Annotated in this window: 1 protein-coding gene; it reads left to right on the forward strand. The window is 60.1% G+C overall.

Annotated elements, in window-relative coordinates; genetic code table 11:
• The coding region (locus SB725_RS32600) for an AMP-binding enzyme (RefSeq protein ID WP_410923625.1) at positions 1 to 253 on the forward strand (253 nt) is incomplete at both ends.

The following is a 253-nucleotide window of genomic DNA, read 5'->3' on the forward strand; positions in this document are numbered from 1 at the left end:
TGGCAGCGCCAGGATGCCACCGATGAAGTCCTCAACAGCGAAGGCTGGCTGAAGACCGGTGATATCGCGCTGATCCAGCCCAATGGCTACATCCGCATCGTCGACCGCAAGAAGGACATGATTCTGGTCTCCGGTTTCAACGTCTATCCCAATGAGCTGGAAGACGTACTGGCCTCGCTGCCGGGCGTGCTGCAGTGCGCGGCGATCGGCGTGCCGGACGAGAAATCCGGTGGGACCGTCAAGATCTTCATCG

Source organism: Pseudomonas sp. SIMBA_041, assembly GCF_046535095.1.
GTDB lineage: Bacteria > Pseudomonadota > Gammaproteobacteria > Pseudomonadales > Pseudomonadaceae > Aquipseudomonas > Aquipseudomonas mucoides.